This window comes from Bacillus sp. MT(2024) (assembly GCF_036362845.1).
GTDB lineage: Bacteria > Bacillota > Bacilli > Bacillales > Bacillaceae > Bacillus > Bacillus velezensis.
This window is the reverse complement of sequence record NZ_CP143632.1, coordinates 959,505-977,313: the sequence shown is the minus strand read 5'-3', so window position 1 is coordinate 977,313 and position 17,809 is coordinate 959,505. Positions and strand designations below refer to the sequence as shown.

Sequence of the window (17,809 nt, the reverse complement as noted above, 5' to 3'; positions counted from 1 at the left end):
CGGTACATTACGTACCGGCTGTTGTGATTCTTAAATGAAAAACGTGCCTTGCCGTCTCACCGAGCTGTGACAGCAGTTTATAATTGGCCGCTCCGCCCACGGCGGCTCCGACGACCGGCAAAAGCTGAAACAATTTCACCACGTCCAGATAATCGCGGTATTCCTGCTGAAAAACTCTCCAATCGACATCATGCTTTTTCGAATCCCACTGTTCAATCATTGAGTATATGCGTTTCCGCTGTTCACCGCTTGAGAAAGCCAGCTGAAAAATAAACAGCAAAAACAATCGCTCATCCCTGTCTTTCACATCATAGCCGTAAATGGAGGCAAGATCGAACAGACATTTCATTTTAATGGATAGCAGCAAAGGAAAATCAGCCATCCCTAAAAAAATTCCGCCGGCCCCCGTACCGATACCTTCGGCTGCCGCGACCTTTTGGTACGATGCGATGGTTTGTCTGGCGAGGGCATCTTTTTCAGCAAGCGTCATACCGTTTGTATCCCGCTTGCTTTTCACCAGATTTGAACCCGTCATTGTTGCTTCGGTCATTTTTTTAATGCTTTCTGTGATGACGGCATGAATTTTATCGGGAATCCGCTCATTTATTTTCGCCTGCATTCCTTTAGAAAAGCGTTCAAGCATGGAATCCTTGCGCAAAAAACGCGCTTTCCACTGCAGTGCTTCCTGTATCAGCTGCTGATCGTCGGTCATCTGTGTCTCCTTCTTTCATTGAGGTTTCAAAAACCCGATTGATTACCGATTGATTACAGCTTGCCGTACTTTTTCAATCTTCCGCCCATATACGAAGGCATGATCACAAAAATCAGAACGGCTGAAGCAACGGCCGCATACAGCGCCCCGCTGACTCCCGCGGCATAGGCTGACGCTGCACAGAACAGCAGCGCCTGCACGGTTAATGCCGATTTCATCAGCGAAAAGAAACTTTGCAGCTTCGCTTTCTGATTGACCGGGTAAAGCTCCTGCAGAGAAAGATGATGAAAATGCCCGAACAGCGGAAGAAGCTGTATTCCCGTAATAAAGACGGTAAATACGGTTAACGCCGCCGTGATCCACGGATTGGCGGAAACGAGCATAATAATCAGGATAAAAATAATCGTGAGCCTGACCTGAATGCCGAGATAATCATTTGAACGCAGAAAGGCCCGCGCATACATATAGGAGAACGTTTTCCGCTGCTCAAACGGAATCATTCTGAGCAAAAAGTCGAGATACGCCCGGCGTTTTGCCTGTTTTTTCAGGTGAGGCACATCGGTAAACAGATTGGCGATTCTGTAAAACCGCTGCTTCCTTCTTAATTCATATTCAATATGAGCTTCCCATTTTAATGATTTATGTTTTGCGGCCGATGTGAAATACACATAAAGGCCGGCCATCACAATGTAGACGGCGGCAGCGTACACATAAAACGACTGTAAGACGAAGTATAAAAGCAACATATTGCAGATAAAGCGTATGACCGCATCCATCATTTTCATGCTTCTGTCATTCATAAACGTCATCCGCCACTCCATGGCCTGATTCCACGCTTTTACCGCCAGCATCTGAATAAATACGGCGGCATACGACGCAAGCGACGCCCCCGGACTTACAGCGAAAAACAGAGGCATGCATACAAGCGACAGAGCAATAAGCGGAAACAGCTGTGACAGATAGCTGTACTTAAATGAATGCTTAAAGTATGTCCCCATTTTCGGTTCAAGCGGCAGCAGAAACACGAGGTCCGCTTCCTTTAACAGCGTCCGGACGTATGAACCGGTCAGCACAAATGAAAAGAGCACCGCCATCACCCAAAATGAGGGAAAATGAACGGGAATGTCTTTGACCCACTTGCTGTACCAGCTCGCCGCGCCGGCAATAAAAAAGATCAGCACAATGACGAGATGATCATTGAGCATATATTTCATATACATTCTGGTTTCCTTTATATGCTCTTCAAGCCGGGACTGCCAAATAGTAGACATATTATTCATGGCCGGCGTCTTCCTTCGTCAGTTCAATATACAAGTCATCAAGAGCTGCGTCTTTCATGCCGAACTGCTCTCTCAGTTCTTCCAGTGTGCCGCTTGCCCGCACTTCGCCGTTATGTAAAATAATGAAAGCGTCACAGTAGCGCTCTGCCGTAGCCAGGATATGCGTTGACATCAGCACGCTTGATCCGGCTTTTTTCGCGGCGTCCATCCGCTCCAGCAATGCATTGATCGCCAGCGGGTCAAGGCCGAGAAACGGCTCGTCAATGATATAAAGCGAAGGCTCCGCGAGAAACGCGCACATGATCATGACCTTCTGCTTCATCCCTTTGGAAAAGTGAGCGGGAAACCATTTCAGCCTTTTTTCCATTCTGAATTCTTTCAGAAGCGGAGGAAGCCTTTTTTCAAGCGTTTCTTTGGAAAGGCCGTACGCCATGGCCGTCAGCTCCAGATGCTCTTTGAGCGTCAGTTCTTCATACAGCACCGGCGTTTCGGGGATGTACGTAAATTGCGAGCGGTAGCTTTCCTTATCCTCCGAAAACGTCTTGCCGTTCAGCTCAATCGAGCCTTTATGCGGGTCCATTAATCCGATAATATGCCGGATCGTCGTGCTTTTGCCCGCGCCGTTTAATCCGATGAGTCCGACAATCTGGTTCGGCTCAAGGGTGAATGAAACATTTTTTAAGACCGGGTTTCTCGTATAACCGCCGGTTAAGTCTTTTACCGATAGCAGAGACATAATTTCTCCCCTTCTGATTCGTTTTTCTTCATAGTACCAAAAATAAAGTCTGATTTGAAACGATTCCCTTTTTTTCTCACGTGAAAAGCGTGCATAGTTATCGTTTTGGCGGACATCATAATGTATGTAGAAGGAAACAGCTTTAATCAACTGAAAATGAGGTGTTTATAAAAGACGTCTTAGAACAGTTGGATGAAAATCAACATGTCCTGTGCTTACAATTTCTTCACACACTGCTTTGATGATGTTCTTCATTCATGATGAAATAATCAAATGAGGTGTTTGTCCCAGGAATGATTAAGCAGACCCATAAGTCTTCATTTTAAAAACAAATGAGGTGCTTACAAAAGGCATATTTAATTTTCTGTGATAAAGCTCGTACTTCTGCATCAGGGTGAACGCGCAGCCGTTCATCCTGTTTTTTGTTTTGGCCGTTTTTGTGGTACGATGAGAATATACATATATTTCTTTTCAGGGAGGAAACCCATCTATGCACAAAGCGGACGATTGTATTTTCTGCAAAATCATTGCCGGTGACATTCCGTCTTCAAAAGTATACGAAAATGAACATGTTGTGGCGTTTCTTGATATCAGCCAGGTCACAAAAGGCCATACGCTCGTGATCCCGAAAACACATATCGAAAACGTGTACGAGTTTACGCCTGAGCTTTCTAAAGAATATTTTGAAGCGGTGCCAAAAATCGCACGCGCCATCCGCGATGAATTCGAGCCGATCGGGCTGAATATTCTCAATAACAACGGTGAAAAAGCGGGCCAATCGGTGTTCCATTTTCACATGCATATCATTCCGCGTTACGGAAAAGGCGACGGTTTCGGGGCTGTCTGGAAGACCCACGCCGAAGACTATGCGCCTGACGATCTTCAGGAGATCGCTTCAACCGTCAGAAAACGGCTTGCCTCATCTTAAAGATGAGGTTTTTTTGCGTCCGGTAACACAAAAAACATAAAATTATATTTTTTCATATCAAAAAAATCAAAAAATTGTGATAGGATAATTGTATTATTTCTTACACTAAAGCGGAAAACAGGGAGAGATCGTAAACATGGAACGTACAACGAATTTCAATGCAGGACCCGCAGCCCTTCCACTGGATGTGCTGCAAAAAGCACAGAAAGAATTTGTCAACTTCAATGACACCGGCATGTCCGTCATGGAGCTGTCCCACCGGAGCAAAGAATATGATGCGGTGCATCAAAAAGCAAAAAGCCTTCTGAAAGAACTGATGGATATTCCCGACGATTATGATATTTTATTTCTTCAAGGCGGCGCAAGCCTTCAATTCTCCATGCTGCCGATGAACTTTTTAACGCCGCAGCAAACGGCGCACTTCATCGTAACGGGCGCATGGTCTGAAAAAGCACTCGCCGAGGCGAAACTGTTCGGAAACACATCTGTCACGGCAACAAGCGCAGATTCAAACCATAACCACATACCGGAAGCGGACCTCACAGGAATCAAAGACGGCGCCTACCTGCATCTTACGTCCAACAACACGATTTTCGGAACGCAGTGGAAAGAGTTCCCGAATTCACCGATCCCGCTCGTAGCCGACATGTCAAGCGACATCCTGAGCAGAAAAATTGATGTCAAAACGTTTGATGTCATCTATGGCGGAGCCCAGAAAAACCTCGGTCCGTCCGGCGTCACGGTCGTCATCATGAAAAAATCATGGCTTGAAAACGAAAACGCCAACGTCCCTAAAATTTTGAAATACTCCACACATACAAAAGCCGATTCACTGTATAATACGCCGCCTACATTTGCGATTTATATGCTGAGCCTCGTCCTTGAATGGCTGGCTGAAAACGGAGGTGTCGAAGCGGCTGAACGGCGCAATCAGGAAAAGGCCGACGTCCTGTACGGCACAATCGACGCAAGCGGCGGTTTTTACGCGGGGCATGCCGCAAAAGACAGCCGTTCTCACATGAACGTCACGTTCACCCTCCGCGACAGCAGTCTGACGAAAAAATTCGTTGAAGAAGCGAAAGCGGCTAAAATGACCGGACTCGGAGGCCACCGCTCAGTCGGAGGATGCAGGGCGTCTATCTACAACGCCGTCAGCCTGGCTGATTGTGAAAAACTGGCTCAGTTTATGAAAAAGTTCCAGCAGGAAAACGAATAAATTTCTTCTAACATAACGGTTCCTTTGATATACTGTTTGCATATCAATTTTTCCGGCCATCGCAATAAATGACGAGCATATTATTGGATGGCGAAAAAGCTTAGCAGAGGAGAGCTTAGTATGAAAACAAAAGAATTAGTCATTATGGCCCTGTTTGCGGCAATCGGAGCGGTGCTTCATTCCATTATGCCGCCGGTATTATTCGGAATGAAACCCGATATGATGCTTGTGATGATGTTTATGGGTATTCTGTTATTCCCCCGTGTGCAGAACGTGCTGATGATCGGGATTGTAACGGGAATTATTTCCGCACTCACGACATCTTTTCCGGGCGGACAGCTTCCGAATATCATTGAAAAACCGGTAACGGCGTTTCTGTTTCTCGCGCTGGCGCTTTTGGTGAAAAAGAGCGTAAAGACAGCGGCGGCCGCCGTCATTACGATAGCCGGCACCTTCATCTCCGGTTTGCTTTTTTTGGCGCTGGCCCTTCTGATTGTCGGCCTGCCGGGCGGATTCACCGCCTTGGTGCTCGCGGTCGTCCTTCCGGCGGCTGCGCTGAATGCGATCGCCATTATCATTATGCATCCGATTGTGCAGACGATCTTAAAACGGTCCAATATGATTGAAACGGTGAAATAACCGCATACCGAAACCTCTTCCGGCCGGAAGAGGTTTTTTAATGTGTTTCAGCATGTTTTATACGAGAAGTTTTGTGAAAAAGATAAGGAACAATGCGAGGGCGGTTCCTGCTGAGCAGACGATGGCCTTTTGGCGGACGACCCGCTTCGGCGGATAAGAAGCGGCCTGGCCGAGCAGTTTCAGGTAATAAACGGCGCCCGCCGCAAAGACAAGAGCCATACAAGATAAAACAATCATAAAGACAGACAACCTTCTCCCTCCTTTTCCCTTAAAAAATATGCTAAAATAAAGCAAGCTATGTATAGAAGTTTATTCTTCTGAACAAAAATGATAAAAGTTATGAGAAAAAAAACGGGGTGATTTCAAATGGCTGACGGACGTTCCCTTTTAACAGGCCTTTTCGTAGGCGGATTGATCGGAGGCGCAGCGGTGTTACTTTCGGCTCCTTCATCCGGAAAAGAGCTGCGGGGCAAAATCAAAGCAAATTGCAATTCAATTGAGGACACAATCAAACGGTTAAAAAAAGACGGAATGGCGCTTAAGGACCAGCTTGTCCAAACGGCGAAAGAAAGCGCAGAAGTCATTAAAGACGTAGGCGGAGAGCTTCAGACCAGCATTAAAAGGTGGCAGGAGGAAATCAAGCCGCACCAGCAGGATCTCCAAAAGGAAATCGCTGATATTGAAGAGAAAATCAGACAGCTGGAGAAAACCTTACAAAACTAATATCCTATACAACCAAAAAAAGTGCGGACATATTGCGTTCCGCACTTTTTTTTGCGGTTTAAAGCCTTTCACAGCAACGGATGAAGAATTTATTATAAAATTCTTAAATTTTCATCTTTATTAATCTTTATTTTATTGGCATAATAGAGGAAAAGAAAATGTGAAGCAGGTGATCTGTATTGAATCGTGTTGAACCGCCTTACGATCTAAAAGAAGCTTTAATCTATACCCAAAAAATGGCGCAGCTGTCCAAAGCGCTCTGGAAATCTATCGAGAAAGACTGGCAGAATTGGCTGAAGCCGTACGACCTTAATATTAATGAGCATCATATATTATGGATTGCCTATCAGCTTAAAGGAGCTTCTATTTCAGAAATCGCCAAATTCGGCGTTATGCACGTATCAACTGCATTTAACTTTTCAAAAAAGCTTGAAGAACGGGGATATCTGAAATTTTCCAAGCGGCTGAATGATAAACGGAACACGTACATTCAGTTAACAGAAGAAGGGGAAAATGTATTCGAAAGCCTGCTTGAGGAGTTTGACCCGTCGAGAAACGCGGTGTTTAAAGGCTCACAGCCGATCTACCACTTATTCGGGAAGTTTCCGGAAGTTGAAGAATTAACCTGTGTCATCCGCCACATTTACGGCGAAGATTTTATGGAGATATTCGAGAAATCATTGACAAACATAAACAATGATTTTGATAGTGAAGACGGAAGGCTGAAGAAAAAAACGGACGAATCGGCTGTCCATGAAACGGCTGAAGAGCTGGAACCGATCAACAGTTAATCAAAGTGCTTCATAATCTCAATAAATTCTTCCATCAGCGCTGTATAAAGCCCCTGCTCATACAGAGCAAAAATCGTTTCATGAACATCTAATTTTTCGTTCAGCTGTCCCGCAAAAAGCGCAAGGAGCTTGTCAAACGTCACAAAGCCTTGCGCTTTTTGCGACTCCAGCTCGTCCTCCAATTCGCGGCAGATCCGCCCGACCTCTTCTCCTTCTTCTTCGGTCAGCCCTTTTTCAATCATCATCGCATAAAAAGGGTACTTATCCATATCCACCGTTTTCACCAGCAATTGTATGTAATATTCTAAACGCCCGATACGCTGATCCATTGAATCCATCCGTTTCACTTCTTTCTATCTTTAATCTTATTTTAGCTGATAATGAATAGAGAAGAAAGGTTAAACCGTACATTTCCATGTTTCACCGAGCTCTTCTGTTCTTCCCTTTCCGGGGTTATTTTTTTTCTTTAAAAAAGGATTGATTTTTTCTCCTGAAGAGAGTAAATTATTTTGAGATTGTATTCCATCTTTGTACGGAAGGATGACTCTGATGAATTGCTGGAAAACCATTAATCTGATCAAAGATTATGGTGCGGTTCGTTTATTATTGACTGCTGTAGGTTTTATGATCCTGTTTTTTATATGCAACTTCTTGGCATTCGGGCTGCTGCGTCCGAATATCAGTTTAAGTGACGGGCACGTGTTTGCTTTTTGTGTTCTGCTCGTTGTTACTTTATTTGTACATAAAGTCATACATGTCCTGCCGATGATCTGTAAAAAAAGAAAAAAGGAAATGAAAATGTACTTCTTGCGGATGCCGACATGGAAAGGCATACCGAAAACGACGATGCTGATTTCTACGATCAGCCCGTTTTTATTCATTACGCCGTTATTGTTTTATGCCGGACTGGCATTTCCGAGACACGCTCATTACTTTTATATGATTTCGAGCATTCATGCGGGTTATTGCCTGCCTGATCTTCTGTTTGCGCTGCACCTGGTCAAAGCGCCCAAATCATGTCTGATTGACCAGGAATCCGACGGTTTTGATATATTAGTAAAAAAAGTGCCGGAGTCTTGATATCCCGCTGATTTTTCAGGTTACATTCTATCTTTTTTAATAAATATTTGGTAATGTAATATGGGAGCAGTTCAGAGAGAGGGGGAATCTCCCATCATTTTATTCTATTTTATCGTGGCTGCCCTGTTTATTCTTTATTTCATAAACAGGCTCACAAATACATTATGCCTTGTCAGAGAGATTCCTGAAGACCGGCAGGATAAGGTATTCCGTTTTATTAATGTATCTATTTTAATTTTACTGATCTCTTCATTCGTCGAGATCTCCTTTACTGTGTAAACAGGCAAAAAAATATGGCTGACGGAGGTCTGACCCCCGACAGCCATATTTTTTTCTTAATAAAGCCAAGAAGCGCCGATGATGATCAATAAGATGAACAGAACAACCAATAATGCAAAACCGCCTGCAAATACTTCACCCATCTCCAAAAGCACCTCCTACAAAACGTTTTATTTTTCCAATTACATCATATGCAATTTACTTCTGAAACGATTAGGCGCCCGGGTAAGAAAACGGACCGCTTTTAGAAAAAGCGATCCGTTTCGCTTAACAAATGTAAGCTGCACCTACGATGATAAGCAATATGAACAATACTACGAGCAGTGCGAAACCGTTTGAATATCCTCCGCCCATGGTTCATTACCTCCTTTTCATGATCAATATATTTGTATGTATCAGGAAAAAGTTTGACTAGACGAATGCCCTTTATTTAAAATCTTTTTACAGAAAGCCACAATATGTTATGATACGCATATGCAATTTAATTTGGATGATTAGGAGTGTTTAAAGGAATGAAGAAAATCGCGATAGCAGCTATTACGGCAACGAGCGTCCTGGCTCTCAGCGCTTGCAGCAGCGGCGACAACGACGTGATTGCCAAGACGGATGCCGGAAATGTAACAAAAGGCGAGCTCTACACGAATATGAAAAAAACCGCGGGCGCAAGTGTGCTGACACAGCTCGTACAAGAAAAAGTATTAGCAAAAAAATACAAAGTATCGGATAAAGAAATCGATAACAAGCTGAAAGAGTACAAAACGCAGCTCGGCGATCAGTACAGCGCCCTTAAACAGCAGTACGGCGAAGATTACCTGAAAGATCAGGTGAAGTACGAACTGCTTGCACAAAAAGCGGCGAAAGACAACATCAAAGTGACTGACGCTGATACGAAAGAATATTACGACGGCTTAAAAGGTAAAATCCGTGCGAGCCACATCCTTGTCGCTGACAAAAAGACAGCTGACGAAGTGGAGAAAAAGCTGAAAAAAGGCGAGAAGTTTGAAACGCTTGCGAAAGAATATTCAACTGACAACTCAAAAGACAACGGCGGCGACCTTGGCTGGTTCGATAAAAAGTCAATGGATGAAACATTCAGCAAAGCTGCATTCGGTCTGAAAGTCGGACAAGTCAGCGATCCGGTCAAAACAAAATTCGGTTATCATATCATCAAAAAGACAGAAGAACGCGGCAAATATGATGACATGAAAAAAGAACTGAAAGAAGAAGTTCTTAAACAGAAATTAAACGACAACTCAGCTGTACAGGCGGCAATTCAAAAAGTCATGAAAAAAGCTGACGTAAAAGTGGAAGACAAAGACTTAAAAGACACGTTTAACACTTCAACTTCTTCTGAATCTAAATAAAAAAACTGTGCGGGCTCTCGGAGAGCCGCACAGTTTTTTTATGCGATGGAATGATTGGAGTTTTCTTCCGCATCCGCGTTTTCACTTACGGGCGCCGCCATACGGCGCTCGCGTTCCTGTTCCATCCGTTCAATATACACCCTTCCTTCTTTTTCAATAAACGACTGGTCAAGCTTTTCCTCTTCTTTAGCTGTTGTGAAAAGCTTATAGGCGCTGAAAATAATTCCGATAATGCAAAGGTATACCCACCAAGGAAAAAATAGCACGTCGGTTTCCTCCCTTTTTCACCAAGAGTCTTTATTCTAAGCTATGCTTGATAAAGACAAGTTATGAGAGCTGAACGTAAAAAAGACCGATCATAGAGAATCGGCCTTTTTATCTTATTGATGGAACGTCGGTTTGTAGAAAGAACGGTTTTCAAGCGCAAATACACGCTCTGTGTATTCGCCCGGCTTCACCCGTTCCAGCGCTCTGTCCATCATGATCATTTTTGCATCCAGATTGTCAATGTAGTGCAGAATTTCCGCTTCTTTCACCATCGGCGGTTTCGGGCTTCCCCATTCCGCTTTTCCGTGATGGCTTAAAATCAAATGCTTCAGAATCAGCACTTCTTCAGCGTCAATCTGAAGCTCTTCGGCCGCTTTTGAAAGCTCTGTCACCATGATCGAAATGTGCCCGAGCAGATTCCCTTCCACGGTGTACGTCGTGGAGACGGGGCCTGAAAGCTCTTTTACTTTGCCGAGATCATGCAGAATGACTCCGGCATACAGTAAATCCCGGTCAAGAGACGGATACAGATCGGCAATCGCTTTTGCCAGGTTCAGCATGGACACTACATGATACGCGAGCCCGGAGACGAACTCATGGTGGTTTTTAGCCGCCGCCGGGTAATCCATAAACTCAGCCGCATATTTTTTGACCAGATGTCTTGTGATCCGCTGGATATTTGGATTTTTCATTTCAAAAATGTATTGAGTGACGGTTTCCATCATTTCATTTTTCGGAATCGGCGCCGTTTCCAGAAAATCATCAATGCTGACATTTTCGTTCTCGCCGGCCGGCCGGATGTTTCTCAGCTTAAGCTGGTTTCGTCCGCGATAGTGATGGACATCTCCGATCACCTTCACGATCGTCTGCGCCGCGTACGTTACTTCATCAGTCGGCTTGGCATCCCACAGCTTCGCTTCGATATCTCCCGATTGGTCCTGCAGCATTAACGTCAGGAATGGTTTCCCGTTGCTTGCGATTCCCTTAGTCGAAGATTTAATCAGAAAGTATTGATCGACCTGCTCGCCGACCTCGTGCAGCATAATACCTTTTGCCATTCTATTAAAAGCTCCCTCCATATCTTACATAATACCAGTATAGCACATACCTCTTTTTTGAAAATAAACTCTTTTATGACAGGAGCCGCATGACTTGTCCGCTGTGAAAAGACCGGCTGACATGCTCATGGCAGGTGAAATAAAGTATCTGCCGCCCGCCTTCTGAAAGCTGATTCAGCACATCAAACAGCCGCTCCAGCCGCTGCTTGTCAAAATGGACAAAACTGTCATCAAGTAAAAACGGAAGTGATACCGCAGATTCCCTCTCTGACGCAAGGGCGAAACGGATCGCCGCATAAAGCTGCTCGCATGCCGCCTGTGAGAGTTCGCCTGCAGAAAACACCGTTCCGTCTTTCCGCATGACCATAATGGAATCATCCGCCTCGGAGAAATACAATTTGTGGTAGCGTCCGTCCGTAAGCGGTCCGTATAATGCACCGGCGGTTTCTAACAGACGGGGAAGCGTCACTTTTTTATGCCGATCCATTTTTTCCCTGATGATGTGTCTGACCGTCTGTAATGCGGCCCACTCTTTAGCGGTTTTTTTCACACGCTCCTTCTGCATTTCTGTCTGCTGTTTTAAATCGGATACAAGTCCCGAGGACTCCAGCTGCTCTTGTTTCACCGTTAATAAAGCCGTTTTCTCACGGAGCTGCGCGCTTTTTTCCTCAAGCGTTTTTTTCTCTGTTTCCTTCTGAACGACTGTATGTTCAAGTTCGGACACTGTGCGGCTCATATACGGCTCAAGCTGTTTTCCGCCTATGCCGGACAAGTGCGTTTTGATTTCGCGCAGCTGCCGCTCTGTTTCCCGGCGGCTTTCATTCAGCCTGGCGAGTTCACAAAAGTGTTCGCGGTTTTTTGCGCCTGCCGCCATGAAAAGCTGTTTGACCTGCTGTTCGTAGTAATGAACTTCTTCATTTAATTCACGCATTTGCTCTTGTGCATGCAGCAGATCCGTTTCGAGCGCCTGCTTTCGTTTTGCTTCCTCACGGGCCCGTTCCGCCTGCGCCAGCAAAACGCGCAGTCTTTCTTTTACGGACAGCTCCCTTCCGTCTGAAGGACTCAGCTTTTTGACCCGGTCCTCAAATGCTCTTTGCAGCTTTTGCAGCCGGCCCGCTTCAATGGTCAGCTCATGCTTGTTAAGGATTTCTTTTTTGACATCTTTCATCACATGATATGCGTCAAGAAGATGGGAAGGACTTCCTGAAAACCCCAGTTCCTTCATAAAAAGTTCCGCCTGTTTTTCAGACGGCGCCATTTCCGCCTCCCATTCTTCATATTGGCGGATGACTCTTTCATATGCCGCTTCTTTCTGTTCAAGCACGGCTTGATCCGCAATCAGCTGCTGCCGGTGCCGGCCGTCACGCCAAAGCTCTTCCTGCAGAAGATCAGCTGCTTCTTTGGAGATCGTCGGCTTCTTTTTCTTGTGTCCGGGCCCTCCTCTTTCTGACGGCAGCGGCTTTTGTATGCCGGACAGCATATACAGCAGCAGAGCGCCGGTAAAAAGGGCGGCGGGCAGCCATTCCTTTAACATAGCGAAAATCGCAATGAACAGAATGCCCGCACCGAGAAAGAGCTTTTTTTGTTTGGCGCGCTGTTTTTCCAGCTGCTGTACATGTGCCTGCCATTCGTTTCCTTCTGTATCAGCTGTTTGCTTATATGATTGTAAAGCGGCTTCTTTTTCTTTCCTGACAGCGGGGTCCAAAATGTTTTCCGCCGTCAAGGCATGTTTTCGTTCGGCTTCTTCCAGCTCCAGCCGCGCTTGTTCGAAAATCGCATCAAGCTGTGTCTTTCTTTCTCTTGCCTGTCCGGCGCTCTGCACGGCTTCCTGCAGCCGCCATTCATATTCATAATCGGTGTTCAGCGAAAGAATGCCGTCTTCCTCATGTCTTCCGAGCTGCTGCAATCCTGACGAAACACGGGCAGATGTCTGCCGGATCTGTGATTGGATGGCGGCAAGCTGTTCACCGCGCGATTCGTACATATGCTGCTCGCCGGAAAGCTCCTGCAGCTGCCGCTCTGTTTGCAGCAAGTCCTCATTTGGAGCGAGCAGCTCAGCCTGCCGCCTGAGTTCAGCCGCTTTTGCCCGAAGTCCCTCAAGACGGGCCGCTTTCGGATGGAGATGCGATTCGTATTTTTCAAGCTGATGCATCCCGTCCTTCGGGAATTGCTTCAATGCTTCCGGATAAGAAGAAAGTTCGCTTTCCAAGGCTGTTTTTTTGTCTGCGAGCGGCTTTGCTTCTATCGCCGATTTTACTGTTTTGATTTCTTCAGTTATGTCTTTCAATCGTGCTTCAGCATCCTGCAAACGGCCGCCGGCGCTTTTTTTCTCTTCCAGAAGGCTGTGATAGCCCGCTTCCGCAGCTTCCGCCTGTTTCAGCTGGGCGCTGAGCCGCTTTAATGTATCCAACTCCTGATTTAAGCGGGGGTTCCGCCCGTTCGGCTTATACATCCTGTCAAGTTCTTTTGCCAGCCGCCCGTCAAGCTTTGCCGCCGCTTCCGACCCGAATAAGCTCGAATACAGGAGAAACTCGCCGATTTTGTCCCGGTTAAAAGCTTGAATCTCCTGCAGTCCGAATACATCGAACGAATAGATCGCTTCGTACAGCGCCCGATCTGTATCGGAAAGAAGCTGTTTGAGCCATTCTCCGTCCTTGATTTCGCCTGAAGCCGTATACACTCTGACTTTTTCGGCAGTGCCTTTTGTCCGTTCGATTTTGACGGCACCGTGATCGCCATGCTTCAATTCCACAGTGCCGCCGTAAACCCCGCCGTTTTTCGGTTCGTATTTTTTTGATTTCGGAAAACCGAACAGCACGCTTTTGATAAAGGACATCAACGTCGTTTTGCCCGCTTCATTTAATCCGTAGATCACTTGCACGGGAGAATCTGACAGCAGAAAACTTCGGTCGGAAAATTTTCCGTATTGGTAAATATGCATCGCCGTTATTTTCATCGCTGAATCTCCTTCATCTGGCGTCTTAAAACGGCTTGAGCCTGTTGCTTAATATCCAGTATCTCTTCATCTGTAAATGAAGTGATCTGACGCCGATATACGGGGTGACGCTCAAGGGCTTCAAATACACCGCTCATGTCCGCGCATTGTTCTATATCCTGAAGCAGCCCTTTAAAAAACGGATCGTGCGGCACGCTGTCTGTATCATCCGTCCGATCCTCAAGCACGAGCGGCCAGACGAAACATTCCTCTTCGGCCTCTTCCTCCTGTAAAGCGGAAAGAAAGTCCTCTGCGATGCCTGCGGGCGCCTCCGTCCAAAAGCGGGGCGCCGCGCCGCGAAGCACCAGCCTGACACATGCCGGGCGGCCCGCCGCGCGCAAGCCGGAGAATGTATCCGATGCGGCTTTCAGAAGTGAAGTCATATGTTCAGCTCCGGAGATATCAAGATCAATTTCCTCCCATAACACATCATGCGCTTCTTTGAATTCCCAAGACATCTCACCGTTTGCCGCCCGGACGAGATAGTATCCCTTAGGCCCGGTTTCTTTTAAATGCCGGGCTTGAATATTCCCGGGGTAAATAGCGGCGGGATGCTGGGCGGACAGAACCTGCCGTTTATGAATGTGTCCGAGCGCCCAGTAATCCATGCCGCTTTTTTCAAGGTCTTCTTTCGTAAACGGGCAGTACGGGTCATGCCCTTCCGCTCCTGATAACATGCCGTGGAGCATGCCGATATGATAAGGCGCGCCGGTCATTTTCCGGTAACGGGCCGCCTGATTGACCGTTACGCTTCTTTCCTGATAGCTGCATCCGTATATGCTTGCCGCAAGCTCTCCGTTTTTAAAGAAAGATTTTTCCTCCGGTGTACCCGAGGTGAATATATGTACATTTTCCGGCCATTCAATCGGCGTCCACTTACCGCCCAAATGATCATGGTTGCCGAATATGACGAACACTTGGATATCCGCTTCCTGTAATCTCGTAAACTGTTTTCTCAAAAACAGCTGGGCTTTTAAACTTCTGTTGGCTTCGTCAAACAGATCCCCCGAAAGCAGCACGAAATCTGCCTGCTCCCGCAGTGCCCCGTCCGTCAGACGGCGGACGCTGTGAAATGTGCTTTCTTTAATACGCGCATATACCGGTTCAGGCAGATTCGAAATGCCGTAAAACGGGCTGTCCAGATGCAGGTCAGCGGCATGAATAAACGTCAGATCAGCCATCTCGCCCTCCCCTTTCTGCAAATTGAATTACCCTTATTTTAGCACCGTTTTTATACGAATGCACGTTCTGCAAAATAAAAAAACAGCCCGGCTGTTCCGGGCTGTTTCACTTATTTTTTGGAGATGCGCAGCGCTTGTTTGATCGCTTTGAATCCGCCGGCGTTTCCGTAAATCAAAACGCCGCCTTTGTAAATTTTCGCGCCGACCGCCGCAAAGATCACGATAGTGAGCAGTGTCAGGGCGATTCCGGCCGCAGCCTGCCAAAACGGGATATCAAGCATCCCGACACGCAAAAACATAATCATCGGCGTGAAAAACGGTATATAAGAGGTAACGGTAATAAAACCGGCGTCAGGATTGCCGAGGCCGAACATGGCGATCATAAAACCTGCCATGATTAAAAAAATCATCGGCTGAATCGTCTGCTGCACGTCCTCTATCCGGCTGACAACACTGCCGAGAAACGCGGCAAGCGTCGCGTAAAGAAAATAGCCGAGCAAATAGAAAATGACGGCATAGACAATCGTCGAGACGGGAACATCCGTAAAATTAAGAAATGCACTGATCGGCGACGACGCATCATTTTGAGGGTTCAGCTTCAGTGAGAAATAACCCGCTGCAATCAGCACCGCAAACTGTGTGATCCCCACGAGCGCGATACCGAACAGCTTGGCAAACATCTGCTGAATCGGCGGCATGCTTGAAATTAAAATTTCCATGACGCGGGACGATTTTTCCGTCGCCACTTCCATCGCAATCATACTTGCGTACATGAAGACTGAAAAGTAGATGACAAACAGCATGATGTAGACAAGCCCCATTACCTGACCGAGCTCTTCCTCAGATTTCGCCCCTTTTTCCAGCGCGCTTTTGCTGACTTCCGGCGGAGTGTAGAGGCTGCTGACTTTTTCTGCCGAAATGCCGAGCTTGGCGGTTTCGACAGCGGTTTTTGTCTGGGTTAAAGCCTGTTTGAGAAGTTTATACGCTGATTCATCAGAAATGGTCAGCGCTTTGTAGGCTCCTGTTATCGTTCCTTTTTGATCTTGTCTGATGATAAACAGTCCGTCCCATTCACCGTCTTTGACACGCTTTACGGCATCTTTTTCGGACTCCTTCGTCTCCATTGCCTGCAGATCATTGTCTGTATCGGCCGCTTTAAGCTGTTTTGCAAACGCCGGGTACAGCCCGCCCGTTTCATCAATCACCGCGATTTGCTGCTTGCCGTCATCCGATTGAAACACGGAAATAATCGATTGCAGGTTGGTCACCGCTAATACTAATAAAACGGTAATAGCGGTCGAAATAATGAATGACTTTGTCGTGATTTTGTTTTTATATGTATGAAACAGCATAATCCAAAATTTATTCATATACGGCCCCCACCTTTTCTATAAAAATATCATGCAGTGACGGCTCTTCCAATTCGAACTTCCGTATAAAACCTTTCCCTTGCAGCGCCCGGAAAATATCCTGAGAAACCGGTTCATTCGCGACCTGCAGTCTGATTCCGTCATTTGTTTCCTTCCATTTCACGACACCTTCATGCGTTTTTAAAAAGCTGAGGTCATCATCTGAATGAACGGTGACATTTTTTTTGCCGAAAGACCGCTTAATGTCTTTAAGATTGCCTTGAACGACGGGTTTTCCCTTCTGGAGAATGCACAAATTCTCGCAAAGTTCTTCCACATGCTCCATTCGGTGGCTTGAAAAAACGATGGAAACGCCGCTGTTTTTCAAAGAAATAACCGCTTCTTTCAGCAGCTCGACATTCACCGGATCAAGACCGCTGAAAGGTTCATCGAGAATCAGCAGTTCAGGCTTATGCAGGACGGCCGAAATGAACTGGATTTTCTGCTGGTTTCCTTTTGACAGCTCTTCGACTTTCTTATTCTTGTAATCTGTAATGCCGAAGCGCTCGAGCCATGTCATGAGCTCTTTTTCCGCCTCTTTTTTGCTCATTCCTTTTAATCTCGCCAGATAGACAAGCTGGTCACTCACCCTCACTTTCGGATACAGCCCCCGCTCTTCCGGGAGATAGCCGATTTTTTCACTGATGGAATAATTGACCGGCTTCCCTTTCCAGGTGATATGCCCGTCAGTCAGGCTTAAAAGACCTAAAATCATCCGAAAGGTCGTCGTTTTTCCCGCGCCGTTTGCGCCGAGCAGCCCGAACATTTCCCTTTCAGGTATTTGCAGGTTCAAATTGTCAACAGCGGTAAAGCTGCCGAATGTTTTCGTTACATTTTCAATTGTAAGCACGAATCCAACTCCTTCCTTGACCCATTATATACTAATAATGGGTAAAAATTAATGGAGGATTTTAAATTCTTTATCAGAATATCATTCTATAAAGGGGGTGATATGATGGGACAATATGTATTGACCGCATTCCATGCGTCGGGAGAAACGCTGCTGGATGAACGGATCGAAGCAGATAATGAGGCGGAGGCGAAGGCCGCCGGAGAGGCTTTGTTAAAGGAAAAAAAGCTTGAGCACAGTACTCACCGCTTGGTAAATGAAGCCGGAAAGCTGATTTTATTCCACAGATAACAGAAGCTTT

Annotated in this window: 22 protein-coding genes; 9 read left to right on the top strand and 13 right to left on the bottom strand. The window is 46.2% G+C overall.

The features are described from left to right. Window positions 1–7 precede the first annotated feature (7 nt). Genes VP472_RS05065 through ecsA form a run of 3 tightly spaced genes read right to left on the bottom strand, consistent with a single transcriptional unit; the run spans window position 8 to window position 2,728 of the window. Complete coding sequence (locus VP472_RS05065; protein ID WP_058906677.1) at window positions 8–712, bottom strand: EcsC family protein; 705 nt, start codon at window positions 710–712, stop codon at window positions 8–10. Between the two features lie 53 nt (window positions 713–765). Continuing rightward, window positions 766–1,992: an ABC transporter permease gene (locus tag VP472_RS05060; RefSeq protein WP_007409219.1), complete on the bottom strand. Its 1,227-nt coding sequence runs from the start codon at window positions 1,990–1,992 to the stop codon at window positions 766–768. Further along, window positions 1,985–2,728: an ABC transporter ATP-binding protein EcsA gene (gene ecsA / locus VP472_RS05055; RefSeq protein ID WP_003155231.1), complete on the bottom strand. Its 744-nt coding sequence runs from the start codon at window positions 2,726–2,728 to the stop codon at window positions 1,985–1,987. The genes VP472_RS05060 and ecsA overlap by 8 nt, the downstream gene beginning before the upstream one ends. 490 nt (window positions 2,729–3,218) lie before the next feature. On the opposite strand from ecsA, the gene VP472_RS05050 reads away from it, so the two are divergent. The 3 genes from VP472_RS05050 to VP472_RS05040 all read left to right on the top strand — a co-directional run bounded on the left by VP472_RS05050 (window position 3,219) and on the right by VP472_RS05040 (window position 5,511). Further along, complete coding sequence (locus VP472_RS05050) at window positions 3,219–3,656, top strand: HIT family protein (RefSeq protein WP_057080120.1); 438 nt, start codon at window positions 3,219–3,221, stop codon at window positions 3,654–3,656. Between the two features lie 136 nt (window positions 3,657–3,792). After that, on the top strand, window positions 3,793–4,872 hold the full coding sequence (gene serC, locus VP472_RS05045; protein WP_060386843.1) for a 3-phosphoserine/phosphohydroxythreonine transaminase: 1,080 nt from the start codon (window positions 3,793–3,795) through the stop codon (window positions 4,870–4,872). A gap of 120 nt (window positions 4,873–4,992) precedes the next feature. Next, entirely contained in the window at window positions 4,993–5,511 is a 519-nt protein-coding gene (locus VP472_RS05040; RefSeq protein ID WP_003155234.1) for a tryptophan transporter, read from the top strand. Between the two features lie 57 nt (window positions 5,512–5,568). Here the strand turns inward: VP472_RS05040 and VP472_RS05035 are convergent, their stop codons facing one another. Beyond that, window positions 5,569–5,760, bottom strand: coding sequence for a membrane protein YhzF (locus VP472_RS05035; protein WP_007409223.1), 192 nt, complete (start codon window positions 5,758–5,760; stop codon window positions 5,569–5,571). Window positions 5,761–5,877: 117 nt separating this feature from the next. On the opposite strand from VP472_RS05035, the gene VP472_RS05030 reads away from it, so the two are divergent. Then, the gene (locus VP472_RS05030; protein WP_007409224.1) at window positions 5,878–6,234 is read left to right on the top strand and encodes a YtxH domain-containing protein; all 357 of its coding nucleotides are present in this window, start codon (window positions 5,878–5,880) and stop codon (window positions 6,232–6,234) included. A 179-nt stretch (window positions 6,235–6,413) separates the two neighbouring features. Next, window positions 6,414–7,025: an HTH-type transcriptional regulator Hpr gene (locus VP472_RS05025; RefSeq protein ID WP_003155240.1), complete on the top strand. Its 612-nt coding sequence runs from the start codon at window positions 6,414–6,416 to the stop codon at window positions 7,023–7,025. Here VP472_RS05025 and VP472_RS05020 read toward each other — a convergent pair. Next, the gene (locus VP472_RS05020; protein ID WP_003155243.1) at window positions 7,022–7,363 is read right to left on the bottom strand and encodes a YhaI family protein; all 342 of its coding nucleotides are present in this window, start codon (window positions 7,361–7,363) and stop codon (window positions 7,022–7,024) included. The genes VP472_RS05025 and VP472_RS05020 overlap by 4 nt on opposite strands. 211 nt (window positions 7,364–7,574) lie before the next feature. Here VP472_RS05020 and VP472_RS05015 point away from each other — a divergent pair, with 211 nt between their 5' ends. Beyond that, on the top strand, window positions 7,575–8,105 hold the full coding sequence (locus VP472_RS05015; RefSeq protein WP_007409225.1) for a DUF3267 domain-containing protein: 531 nt from the start codon (window positions 7,575–7,577) through the stop codon (window positions 8,103–8,105). Between the two features lie 60 nt (window positions 8,106–8,165). Beyond that, a complete protein-coding gene (locus tag VP472_RS05010; protein ID WP_003155245.1) occupies window positions 8,166–8,384 on the top strand; it encodes a hypothetical protein in 219 nt (72 codons plus the stop codon). Window positions 8,385–8,440: 56 nt separating this feature from the next. Here VP472_RS05010 and yhzE2 read toward each other — a convergent pair whose 3' ends face one another. After that, complete coding sequence (gene yhzE2, locus VP472_RS05005; RefSeq protein ID WP_003155248.1) at window positions 8,441–8,527, bottom strand: sporulation protein YhzE2; 87 nt, start codon at window positions 8,525–8,527, stop codon at window positions 8,441–8,443. Between the two features lie 124 nt (window positions 8,528–8,651). Then, on the bottom strand, window positions 8,652–8,738 hold the full coding sequence (gene yhzE1, locus VP472_RS05000; protein ID WP_017417375.1) for a sporulation protein YhzE1: 87 nt from the start codon (window positions 8,736–8,738) through the stop codon (window positions 8,652–8,654). A gap of 158 nt (window positions 8,739–8,896) precedes the next feature. On the opposite strand from yhzE1, the gene VP472_RS04995 reads away from it, so the two are divergent. Beyond that, entirely contained in the window at window positions 8,897–9,748 is an 852-nt protein-coding gene (locus tag VP472_RS04995; protein ID WP_003155249.1) for a peptidylprolyl isomerase, read from the top strand. A 38-nt stretch (window positions 9,749–9,786) separates the two neighbouring features. Here the strand turns inward: VP472_RS04995 and VP472_RS04990 are convergent, their stop codons facing one another. From VP472_RS04990 to VP472_RS04965, 6 genes are all read right to left on the bottom strand, one after another. Next, complete coding sequence (locus VP472_RS04990; protein ID WP_025649547.1) at window positions 9,787–10,014, bottom strand: sporulation YhaL family protein; 228 nt, start codon at window positions 10,012–10,014, stop codon at window positions 9,787–9,789. Between the two features lie 114 nt (window positions 10,015–10,128). After that, on the bottom strand, window positions 10,129–11,073 hold the full coding sequence (gene yhaM, locus VP472_RS04985) for a 3'-5' exoribonuclease YhaM (protein ID WP_003155251.1): 945 nt from the start codon (window positions 11,071–11,073) through the stop codon (window positions 10,129–10,131). 73 nt (window positions 11,074–11,146) lie between these two features. Further along, a complete protein-coding gene (locus VP472_RS04980) occupies window positions 11,147–14,029 on the bottom strand; it encodes an ATP-binding protein (protein ID WP_146276449.1) in 2,883 nt (960 codons plus the stop codon). Further along, window positions 14,026–15,249, bottom strand: coding sequence for a metallophosphoesterase family protein (locus VP472_RS04975; RefSeq protein ID WP_146276447.1), 1,224 nt, complete (start codon window positions 15,247–15,249; stop codon window positions 14,026–14,028). The genes VP472_RS04980 and VP472_RS04975 overlap by 4 nt, the downstream gene beginning before the upstream one ends. 110 nt (window positions 15,250–15,359) lie before the next feature. Beyond that, window positions 15,360–16,619 carry an ABC transporter permease gene (locus tag VP472_RS04970; protein WP_146276445.1) on the bottom strand — a complete coding sequence of 420 codons (1,260 nt, stop codon included), beginning with the start codon at window positions 16,617–16,619 and terminating at the stop codon, window positions 15,360–15,362. Next, on the bottom strand, window positions 16,612–17,508 hold the full coding sequence (locus VP472_RS04965) for an ABC transporter ATP-binding protein (RefSeq protein WP_146276443.1): 897 nt from the start codon (window positions 17,506–17,508) through the stop codon (window positions 16,612–16,614). The genes VP472_RS04970 and VP472_RS04965 overlap by 8 nt, the downstream gene beginning before the upstream one ends. A gap of 105 nt (window positions 17,509–17,613) precedes the next feature. Here VP472_RS04965 and VP472_RS04960 point away from each other — a divergent pair, with 105 nt between their 5' ends. Next, window positions 17,614–17,799, top strand: coding sequence for a YhzD family protein (locus VP472_RS04960; protein ID WP_070081577.1), 186 nt, complete (start codon window positions 17,614–17,616; stop codon window positions 17,797–17,799). The last annotated feature ends 10 nt before the right edge of the window (window positions 17,800–17,809 follow it).